The sequence below is a fragment of the Sodalis-like endosymbiont of Proechinophthirus fluctus genome, from assembly GCF_001602625.1.
In the GTDB taxonomy this organism is placed as follows: domain Bacteria; phylum Pseudomonadota; class Gammaproteobacteria; order Enterobacterales; family Enterobacteriaceae.
This window is the reverse complement of sequence record NZ_LECR01000056.1, coordinates 420-9,724: the sequence shown is the minus strand read 5'-3', so window position 1 is coordinate 9,724 and position 9,305 is coordinate 420. Positions and strand designations below refer to the sequence as shown.

Annotated in this window: 7 protein-coding genes and 5 pseudogenes; 4 read left to right on the top strand and 8 right to left on the bottom strand. The window is 51.6% G+C overall.

The genetic code is table 11. The annotated features are described in order from the left end of the window. The 7 genes and pseudogenes from ftsI to BG74_RS13680 all read right to left on the bottom strand — a co-directional run. Positions 1-1,525: peptidoglycan glycosyltransferase FtsI (gene ftsI / locus BG74_RS06315; protein ID WP_244267376.1), on the bottom strand; the 1,525-nt coding region annotated here is incomplete at its 3' end. Positions 1,526-1,550: 25 nt separating this feature from the next. Then, complete coding sequence (gene ftsL, locus BG74_RS06310; RefSeq protein ID WP_066597357.1) at positions 1,551-1,871, bottom strand: cell division protein FtsL; 321 nt, start codon at positions 1,869-1,871, stop codon at positions 1,551-1,553. Then, positions 1,868-2,815 carry a 16S rRNA (cytosine(1402)-N(4))-methyltransferase RsmH gene (gene rsmH, locus BG74_RS06305; protein WP_066597355.1) on the bottom strand — a complete coding sequence of 316 codons (948 nt, stop codon included), beginning with the start codon at positions 2,813-2,815 and terminating at the stop codon, positions 1,868-1,870. The genes ftsL and rsmH overlap by 4 nt, the downstream gene beginning before the upstream one ends. 2 nt (positions 2,816-2,817) lie before the next feature. After that, positions 2,818-3,276, bottom strand: coding sequence for a division/cell wall cluster transcriptional repressor MraZ (gene mraZ, locus BG74_RS06300; protein WP_066597353.1), 459 nt, complete (start codon positions 3,274-3,276; stop codon positions 2,818-2,820). 368 nt (positions 3,277-3,644) lie between these two features. Further along, the gene (locus BG74_RS13685; RefSeq protein WP_187202730.1) at positions 3,645-3,908 is read right to left on the bottom strand and encodes a hypothetical protein; all 264 of its coding nucleotides are present in this window, start codon (positions 3,906-3,908) and stop codon (positions 3,645-3,647) included. 285 nt (positions 3,909-4,193) lie between these two features. Further along, positions 4,194-4,556 (bottom strand): annotated as a pseudogene (locus BG74_RS06295) (LacI family DNA-binding transcriptional regulator); the annotation flags it as partial. 680 nt (positions 4,557-5,236) lie between these two features. After that, positions 5,237-5,817 (bottom strand): annotated as a pseudogene (locus BG74_RS13680) (thiamine pyrophosphate-dependent enzyme); the annotation flags it as partial. A 61-nt stretch (positions 5,818-5,878) separates the two neighbouring features. Between BG74_RS13680 and BG74_RS17355 the strand changes: the two are divergent. Together BG74_RS17355 and leuD are read left to right on the top strand one after the other, a co-directional pair. Continuing rightward, positions 5,879-6,004, top strand: a pseudogene (locus tag BG74_RS17355) (hypothetical protein); the annotation flags it as partial. 21 nt (positions 6,005-6,025) lie between these two features. Then, a pseudogene (gene leuD / locus BG74_RS17350) lies at positions 6,026-6,154 on the top strand (3-isopropylmalate dehydratase small subunit); the annotation flags it as partial. Positions 6,155-7,193: 1,039 nt separating this feature from the next. Here leuD and BG74_RS20700 read toward each other — a convergent pair. Next, entirely contained in the window at positions 7,194-7,355 is a 162-nt protein-coding gene (locus BG74_RS20700; protein ID WP_439895688.1) for a hypothetical protein, read from the bottom strand. A 603-nt stretch (positions 7,356-7,958) separates the two neighbouring features. On the opposite strand from BG74_RS20700, the pseudogene BG74_RS20695 reads away from it, so the two are divergent. Together BG74_RS20695 and thiB are read left to right on the top strand one after the other, a co-directional pair. Further along, positions 7,959-8,157 (top strand): annotated as a pseudogene (locus BG74_RS20695) (hypothetical protein); the annotation flags it as partial. Positions 8,158-8,340: 183 nt separating this feature from the next. After that, positions 8,341-9,305, top strand: a 965-nt coding sequence (gene thiB, locus BG74_RS06285; protein WP_073961115.1) for a thiamine ABC transporter substrate binding subunit, incomplete at its 3' end; no start/stop codon positions are given.

Sequence of the window (9,305 nt, the reverse complement as noted above, 5' to 3'; positions counted from 1 at the left end):
TGATATAATTACCGTCCGGCCCGACCTTTTTGGCAGTACCGGTCTTGATAGCTATGTTATAGCCCTTGATCGCGGCTCTGGTACCGCTACCGCCCGGCAGTGCCACGCTTTCCATCATGTGTACCACAGTACGCACCAGCGATTCGGGAAACACTCGCTCTCCCGGCACCGGGGGATCGACCCGGGTAATAGAGAGCGGGCGTAAAATACCCATACCACCGATCGTGGCGTAGACACGGGCTAATTGTAATGGTGTTACCATTAGTCCGTAGCCGTAAGAGAAGGCTGCCCTCTCCATGTCGGACCACCGTTTTTTATTGGGATATAAGCCACTGCTTTCTCCAACCAATCCCAAATTGGTCGCCTTACCCAATCCAAAGCGTGAGTAAGTTTCTACCAGCGCAGAAGATGGCATCGCTAACGCCAGCTTAGAAACACCGACGTTACTCGATTTCTGCAAAATACCTGTCACGGTTAATTCGGCATAGCGCGCCACATCCTTGATTTGGTGGCCGCTAATCATGTAGGGAAGCGTATTGAGTACGCTATTTTCCCGCACTACGCCGCGCTGCAGCGCGGTCATCACCACCATCGGCTTGACCGTCGATCCCGGCTCGAAAATATCGGTGATGGCGCGGTTGCGCATCACGTCCATAGTAGTGCCGGTCAAATTATTGGGGTTGTAGGAGGGACTGTTAGCCATGGCTAATACTTCGCCGGTATTGACATCCACCAGGACCGCCGTGCCCGATTCGGCCTTATTGAACGCTACGGCGTTGTTCAGCTCGCGATACACTAGCGCCTGCAACCTTTCGTCAATACTCAGTGCTAAATTTTGCGCCGCTTGGCTGTCCACCGACGAGATATCTTCGATAACTCGACCGAACCTGTCTTTACGCACCGTACGCTCGCCTGGCTGACCGGTCAGCCAGTGGTCGAAGCTTTTTTCGATACCTTCAATGCCCTGACTATCGATATTGGTCACGCCGATAAGATGCGCAGTTACCTGACCGGCAGGGTAATAGCGCCGTGACTCCTGGCGCAGATAAATACCGGGAAGTTTAAGTTTATGGATGTAATCGCCGATAGCAGGATTAACCTGGCGCGCCAAATAAACAAAACGCCCTTTAGGATTGGTGTTGATGCGTGAGGAGAGCTGATCGAGAGGGATAGAAAGCACATCGGACAGCGCTTTCCAGCGGCTGTCGTTGCTAATACCGCCATGGTCGTTGAGCTCTTTTGGATCGGCCCAGATGGCATTAACCGGTACGCTTACCGCCAAGGGACGGCCGGCACGGTCGCTTATCATGCCGCGCGCGGTGGGGACTCTCTGCACGCGCAGCGAGCGCATATCCCCTTCACGCACTAGTTTATCTGGGTTGATCACCTGCAGATAGGTCACCCGCAGCACTAGCCCTACCAGCGCCAACAGGATGGAACCGCACAACAAAGAGAAACGCCAGCTGACAAAGCTGGTCTGATTCTCCTGGCGTTTCAGTTTCATCATACGTGCTGCGGCTTTCATGTATCGTTAGCGATCCTTGTGTAGATTACGGTTGAAGCACAATATTCTCTTGCGACGGATCCACATGCTGCATCTGCAGCTTCTCGGTGACGATACGCTCAACGCGGCTGCGATCGCCCAGCGCGTTTTCTTCCAGGATCAGGTTGCGCCACTCGATATCCAGCGCGTCCTTCTCCAGGGCCATTTGTTCACGTTCAGCGGTCAGCCGCCGGGTTTGGTGGGTGGTCATCACTACCAAGACAGCCGAGACTAGAACCGCAATCAACAAAAGCAGCGGCAGTTTGCCGTAGCGCAACAAATCGCTGCCGATGATCCCGATAAGACCGTGCCGTTCGTTGCCGATCATGACGCCAGCTTCTCGGCGAAGCGCAGCACCGAACTGCGCGCGCGGGGGTTATCGTGAATTTCTTGCGCCGAAGGCTGCATTTTCCCCGCTGCTTTCAGTTGGCGCCGATCCTGGTGCTGTGCGGCTATCTGTGCCTCCACGAGCGGCAGACCCGCCGGCACCTGCAGACCGCGACTGTGCTGACGGATAAAATGTTTTACCAGCCGATCCTCTAACGAATGAAAGCTGATTATCGACAATCTACTGCCGAAGGCCAGCACCGTCAGCGCGCTGTCCAGCGCCCGTTCGATCTCTTCTAGCTCGCTATTGATGTATATGCGGATCGCCTGGAAACTGCGAGTCGCCGGATGCTTATGCCTATCGCGAAACGGACTGGCATCGGCAATCAGCGCTGCTAGTTCGCGAGTGCGGGTTATCTGGTGCTGGCGATTCCGGGCCACGATAGCCTGAGCAATGCGATTGGCGAAGCGCTCTTCACCGAAGGTTTTCAACACCCAAGCAATATCTTCTGTCGACGCTTTTGCCAGCCACTGTGCGGCGGACTGACCGCGTGAGGTGTCCATGCGCATATCCAGCGGTCCGTCGCGCATAAATGAAAAGCCGCGTTCCGGATCGTCAAGCTGCGGCGACGAGACGCCAAGATCCAGCAATATGCCGTTAACTCGGCCCAGTAGACCCCTTTCCACCATGTAATCCGCCATAGCGGAAAACGGCCCATGAATAATGGTAAAACGCGCATCATCAATGTCCCTAGCCGCCGCGATAGCTGCGGGATCGCGATCGATAGCGAACAGTCGTCCCTGCGCATTCAGCTTTGATAAAATAAGACGTGAATGTCCGCCGCGTCCGAAGGTTCCATCCAAATAGACGCCATCTGGCCGGAGGTTCAGCCCCTCCACCGCTTCATCCAGTAACACGGTAGTATGTAAATAATTCTCTGACATAGCTATAGCGATAAATCTTGCAGCCGGTCGGTAACAGGTAGTTTCGCCAACATCTCAGCGTCAATGTCATCCTTGACTTGTTGATACCAGGCCTGTTCTTCCCACAACTCAAACTTATTGAATTGCCCAACTAGCATCACTGCTTTTGACAGTCTGGCATGCTGCCGGAGCGTCGGCGCGAGTAGTATCCTGCCTGCACTATCCATCTGGCACTCGCTCGCATGTCCCAGCAACAACCGCTGAACCCGGCGTTCCGCGGGGTTCATACTCGACAATCGCGACAGCTTTTGTTCAATGATTTCCCAGGCCGGCAGGGGGTATAGCAACAGACATGGCTGGTGAAGGTCAATGGTACACACCATTAAACCTGCTGATTCCTCATTCAGCTTTTCCCGATGACGGGTGGGCACGGCGAACCGGCCTTTACTGTCAAGGTTAACCAAGGTTACGCCACGAAACATGCGTCTATTTACCCTTTAAAAACCTTAATCACCACTTTGCCCCACAAATTCCCACGCAAAAGAGTGTACGAATGGTGTCAAAACATTGTCAAGAGACTAAATGACTCAGAAGGGATTATTTACATCTGTAATTACCATTTGATAGGAGAATGCACAATACATCGTGAAAAAAGATAGAAATAACATCATTTTATTCATCTTCATTTCTGTACAAATTAAAAATATAAATATTCGCACTTGCTACAAACCCCTGACGGCCAAAAAAACCGGTTTGACGGACTTCCAGGAAGCGGGAAAGCGCCGCACGATACTTAGGAGGATGAAACAAGGGGAGTAACAGAATGGTTTATAATTCCTCTTTTTTCATACTACGTGGTTATTTTAATGTCTTTAATTAATCCGGCGTAAGCGTTCTGTTCGGCGGCTTTAAATACACTCTTGCTTCTATATGCCCTAATCTTTGTTGACTTTATCATCATATGGTTATTGGTTAAAAGCTCGCTCGATTTTATCGCCAGACTATTCCTATAACTGGCACAATTCATTTTTTCACCGCGGCGTGGCGTTAAATCGCCGGCACGGTCATCGGCAGAAATATTACATCCAACTAATTGATTATAATTATTTTTCATTAATTGACAGCGAGAAGTCGTCCCAAAGCCCCCACCAAACGGTCATTTTATTTGCACAAATATCGACATTTAAAATTTAAATAAAAATTATAATCTACTCAAATTAATACAAGCAGTAATGAACGTTGTTCAGCATAAATAATGCCTTAATCTGGCGGAGTTGCTGGCGCATGCCAGCTCTCAATCACCGGTTTACAAGGTCATTTTTCTGGCAGTGGGAGTAGAGAGGCAGCAGCTATAGCGACAGTGGCCTCTGCTCTGTGTGGTGTATGGACTACTTCCTGGAATAGCGTCCACCTGCCGCTGTAGCAGATATTCCACGCGGCAGATCTTATCATTGTCCGACTGGTATTCCGACCCGGCAATCAATAGCTGATAACAGCGCTGACATGCCTGGCGCATCGAGATAATTCATGATGCGGGTATAACTGGTGTTTTCCAGATCGGGGATAACCAGGCTGATGGAGTAGATGCGTCCAGCGCGCAGGCCGGCGGCGACCACATTTGGATGGTAATTATTCTCTCTGACCACTGCCATAACCTTTCCCACGGTTTTATCGCTGATGCGGTATTTTTCGCTTTGCCGTTAACATAACTGGCAGTTGTGCGCGAAACACTAGCCAGGCGCGCAATTTCATCCAGTTTCATATAGATCCATTTATGCTTATTAATTAATCAGTTACCCGAATATCCATAGTCGTACCTGGGAATTCAACCATGCTACAAATATCAGTATAAAATACTAAGGGAAAATCCAGCGGCCCGGCCTGACGGGAGCGCTCTAATCGCCCAGCTGACGTGACTAACATCATGAATGCAGTGGAAGAAACGGCAACAGGACTGCCGCACGGTATCAGGCCTGGTACTGAACTATGAAGGCGCCAACACCGCGCTGCTCAGCTAGGTATCATGGCCTATCATCATGCCGACTCGGGGGAAATGCGCCTGGCACAGGGTTCAGCTCAGCGTTTCGGCGTTAAGGCAATCATCCGCCGGGTGACGAAACTTTGCTCCCGGTACAACAAAATAAGGGAAGTTCAGCCGATAACTCCGACTTGTAGCCCCTGTTAGTTAAGCTCTCAAGGCATATAACTTTGGGTCTAGATGGTCGTGCGTGAAAGGGTAGGATCGTCAGTGGCTCCGCGTCAAATCTTTCAATGCTGTAACCTCAATGGTAAAATAACCAGATCATCCGGGATAACGCGCCGGATTCATTTTCCAGTAATATTGATAAAATTACGGCGCATGATATCAGGTCTTCTCCGTTTTTTACTTCACCACATTTTATCCATACCGCCGCCGCGGATCTCTATGGGGTAAACGTGTTACGTTCTATCCACCATAACGTCCACGAACACTAGATGGTTTTTCACCGCCAGCGCTAGCTTGAATTCGAGCTCGTCCGGCTGTTCAATGGTGATATGCCGACATAATCATAGGCCTCCGCCAATTTCACGAAGTCCGGCGGAGACACAATTTAAGATTGGGAGTGGCGGCCAGAATAAATTGGGAGTAGCAGCCAGAATAAATAGTGTCCTGCCACTGCTTCACTATGCCCAAACAGCGGTTGTTCAAACTCACCACCGGCAATCATATTGCAGGGCGTTGGACAGCTCCTGAATATTCATTTGAATACTGCCGTCGCCGGGTGAGATACAGCACCGTTTCCCGAGGGAAGACCATTTTCACCCTGAGCGCCGCCGGTAGACCAAAGCCCATGGTGCCCAAACTACCGGAGTTGATCCAGTGTCGTGGTTCATCGAACTGATAATATAACGCGATAAACTCTGATGCTGGTTCACGTCGGAGGCGACGTAAGCGTTGCCCTACATCGTCCGGTACAACAGCGTCTCGACACCGACACCGCCTGGGGTTTTATTTTATCGCTGCCGCGGCCGTATTTAAGGCATGGTCACCGGCAAAATGGGCGATATTATCGCCGTGTTAATCAATCGGGAGGCGTAATCAACATGGGCAAGTCGTTATACCAAAAATTATATTATGCGCACGTTGGCTATGAAGAAGAAAATGAAACGCTGCTGCTATATATCGACCGCTATTTAGTGCATGAAGTGACCTCACAACAGGCGTTTGATAGCCCGAGCTCCCAATAAGGTTATCCTTTAGAGATAGGCAGTTTCCGCTACCATTGCCTTATAAATGGCCTCGACAGTATTAGCCTGACGCGGATGCATGATGAGGTGATAGGACAATACGAAAACCGTCAGACGGCCTTTCTGAACTGATGGCCTCAGACGCCCGCACCCGGATGGTGCGGCGTCAGCCTCTGCCGGAGACATTTGCGCAACGCGGTCGGTAGAGCCCTACTGTACTACCCCTGACCCGTCGCGACGTTAATCGTTAGCTAACGCGTCAACGATTGTCATTATCCGCCGCGGCAACGCGCATCTTTATTTCTCACTGCGACGGTCGTCTCGTTCTTAGTGTTGTGGTGTCGGCTAGCTGTGACCTACCTATTCCCCGGTTGGCCGTGATGACACTACCGCCACACGTCAATATGTACTATCGTCCCTCACCTGCTTGCTCGCGAACACATCGCGCTAACGAAAGATGCGTGACTTTCTGTGCGCAAAAAAAGCTCGCACCATGCGCGTCTTAGTCCGATAATCATCATCTAATTCAAGAGCTAGGGTGTCTAGGCACTTGCACCGCGGCATTGCCGGCTGTCTGGCCTACCGTCCAAGCGTTGAGAAGGCACCGTCGCTCTGCGGCGGCGCATCGGAAGGTGCATCCTGACGTGCTTTCGGCTTAATAAGGCGTAATATACGGAAAAATAGATAACTTTTCAAGGATGGTTCCCATTTTACGGCCTCATCGCGTTTACAGCAGCAATTCATACGCCTGTGGCAAAACTGCCAGATTGAACCCGTCGACAACACGCTCAGCAAACTGGCGTTACAGTTCAATTGCTCAACGCCGCCGCCACGTCCGTTTGCTTTTGAAAAGTATACAGCATATGGGCTGGCTCAATTAGTATTCCCTATTCCCAGGCTGGGCGGAGTAAACGCTCTCGGCTGGACTTCCATTAATTATACCGGTCTCGAGTTTGCAGCCGCGCACTGGCGAAACTCCTCGAGAAAGATTGCATCGATCAGCTGATACAGTTGGTGGGGAGATCGCGAGAACCTTAGAATCATGCTGCTTTCCCACCTGAGACGCTGTTTCCGCTAAGGGAAACTATCCTGCGGGTGCTCTACTATCGTCTGTTGAGTAATCTCCCGCCCAGTACGCGGCGCTTGAATAATCATATTGTTCAGCAGATTTTCAGCGGCCTGAACACGCATAAATGAGAAATATGAGAAACTCGAGGCGGATCTGACCCACCATTGGCAGGCGCTGGCACCCGATCATTGGCGTTTTTATCTGCGTCCAGCGATCCGTTTCCACCACTGCCGGGAAATGACCGTCGACGACGATGTCATCCAATCGCTATCGCGCCTGACCGGCAATCCGCTATTTGCCTCGATCCTGTCTTTCATTCGCCTTCCCCCCCCATACGCTGAATATTAAGATCGCCCAGTGCGACGATTGGCGGCTCTGGCTGCTGGATAGCATATCGGCGATGCTAGCCGAATAGAGTACCCTGTCAGATTTCGCACACCGGCCTGCTGGCACCAGCCCCTTATAGCTTGATACGCAATCACCCGAGACAGCTGACCATCCGCACGTTCGAAGATTAGGGCGCTGATTGATGCGGTCAATATCTGGGTGCTGCCGGAGCTATCCCATGAACTCAGCTTGTAGCAGCGTTCAGCTGCAAAACGTATCTATGCCCTCTGAGAGAAGATGCCAGCAGCGACGCTGCCACGGAGATATTATCAGGAAGAGGGATGTTACTTTTTCTTTACGACCAGCGCGTGCCGCTGATGCAACGCCAGGAAATACGCCGCTGGCTCTGCGAACACCTAAACCCGTAGGCGCTATTGCCCTATACTCCGCCAGCAAACCAGTATTTCTGGTCGCCGACCTATAAACCGTTCGCGCCGGCACCTTCGCCAATTGCCGATGATGGAATGGCGCCAGTCGCTAGTTAGCGAACATTGGCTTCATCCGCTGTACCACAGTTGGCTCAGCTTGCAGGGCAAGCCGTAGCGTGCGTGGGATCTGTGGATGAATACCCTTGGCTGGTTTCGATTTCAAATCGGTCTGGTTCATGCCGCCGTCGCCCTGGCTTACCTTTTCCTCCTTTTTTCGTTTTTCCGGCGATAAAGGCGGAATTTACTATTAACCAGACTCGTAAGCGTTTACAATTAATGCCGTTATCAACGGGGTGCATATTCCCTCTGCCCGCCGTGGCAGGAGTCAGCTGAGAAAAGTCCCGTCGAACTTGATCCAATTAATACCGGCGAAGGGATTTGAGAGTTTGCTTTTGTCTCAAAGACCTTTCCCATCCTTATCTCAGGAGTACAACATATTGAAAGAATGGTTTTTCTGTCTGTTACTGGTAGCCTCCGCCACTCCGGCGTACGCCAAACCTACCCTGACGGTGTACACCTATGGCTCGTTTTCTTCCGAATGGGGGCCAGGGCCGACGATAAAAACGGCGTTTGAGAAGGAATGCGGTTGCGAACTGAAGTTCATAGCGCTGGAAGACGGGGTAGCACTGTTGAACCGTTTACGTCTGGAAGGCAACAGCAGCCGGGCAGACATCGTGCTAGGTCTGGATAACAACCTACTACAGGCGGCGCACGATACCGGTCTGTTCGCACCCCATCGGGTCGCTACCGACTCGCTTATGCTACCAGGTGGTTGGCATGATAACACTTTCCTTCCCTACGACTACGGTTATTCCGCGTTTGTCTATGACCAGACCAAACTCAAAAATCCGCCCCGCAGCCTTCATGAGCTTGTAGACAGCCCTGTATCATTAAAAATCATCTATGAAGATCCGCGCACTAGCACTCCTGGACTGGGGCTGCTGCTGTGGGTGCAGAAAGTCTATGGCAACGACGCGACGGTAGCCTGGGAAAAATTGGCCACGAAAACCGTTACCGTGACTAAAGGCTGGAGCGAAGCCTATGTTCTGTTCCTGAAAGGGGAAGCAGACATGGTGCTTAGCTATACCACCTCGCCAGCGTACCATATTATCGAAGAGAAGAAAAATCAGTACGCGGCAGCGACCTTCAGCGAAGGGCACTACCAGCAGGTAGAAGTGGCCGGGCAACTCGCGGCCAGCAAACAGCCGGCACTTGCCCATAGCTTTATGCAATTTATCCTTACGCCGGCGTTTCAGCAGACTATTCCCACCGGCAACTGGATGTATCCGGTGACGAATACCCCACTGCCGGCTGGCTTCGCTGCCCCCGCGCAGCGGGCATTGAGTTTCACACCACAGCAGGTGGTCGCCGGGCGCGCCGGATGGGTCAGCTGCTGGCA